Annotated in this window: 1 protein-coding gene; it reads left to right on the top strand. The window is 75.8% G+C overall.

Translation table 11 applies throughout. The annotated features are described in order from the left end of the window. Window positions 1-104: 104 nt before the first annotated feature. On the top strand, window positions 105-977 hold an 873-nt coding region (locus tag B9S61_RS12960), incomplete at its 3' end, for a glycosyltransferase family 2 protein (protein WP_103542389.1).

Below are 977 nucleotides of genomic sequence, written 5' to 3' on the forward strand. Positions count from 1 at the left end.
GCCCTGCGCGAGGCCTTCGTCCGGCTGCCGGCCGCCCTGCGCGACCGCAGGCCCCTGCCCCCGTGGGTGGAACGGGCCGCCCGCATGCTGGAGGAGACGGCCGCATGACCGACCCCCGCACCACCGTCGTCGTCATCACCCACAACCGGCGTCCCGAACTGCTGCGCACCCTCGGCCACCTCGCCGGACTCCCGGAGCGGCCGCGGGTGATCGTCACCGACAACGGCTCCACCGACGGCACCGCCGAAGCCGTCGCCCGCCACCACCCCGGCGTCCGGCTGCTGCGCCCCGGGCGCAACCTCGGCGCCATCGGCCGCAATCTGGCCGTACGCGAGGTCCGTACGCCCTACGTGGCGTTCTGCGACGACGACTCCTGGTGGTCGCCCGGATCCCTGGCCGGGGCCGCCGATCTGCTGGACCGGCACCCGGCGCTCGGTTCGGTCACCGCACGGATCATCGTCGAGCCCGACGGCACCGACGACCCGATCGTCCGCGAACTGCGCGACTCGCCGGTGCCCGGCCCGCGCTGGCTGCCCGGACCGGCCCTGGGCTCGTTCCTGGCCGCCGCGACCGTCCTGCGCACCGACGCGTTCCGCACCGCGGGCGGCTTCCACCCGAAGCTCTGGCTCGGCGGTGAGGAGGAACTCCTGGCCGCCGATCTGGCGGCCGACGGCTGGTGGCTCACCTACGCCGACCACCTGACGATCCACCACCGGGCCTCGACCGCGCGGGACCCGGCCCTGCGCCGCAGGCACGGCATCCGCAACACCCTGTGGTTCACCTGGCTGCGCCGCCCGGCCGGACCCGCACTGCGCCGCACCCTCGACCTGGCGCGTACGGTCCCGCGCGACACCGCCTCCCTGCTCGCCTTCGCCGAGGCGGCGGCCGCCCTGCCCTGGGTACTGCGCGAACGCCGCGTCCTGCCCCACGAGGTGGAGTCCCGGCTGCGCCTGCTGGAACCCAGCCAGCGCGGCTCC

The organism is Streptomyces sp. SM1, from assembly GCF_002910825.1.
GTDB lineage: Bacteria > Actinomycetota > Actinomycetes > Streptomycetales > Streptomycetaceae > Streptomyces > Streptomyces okerensis.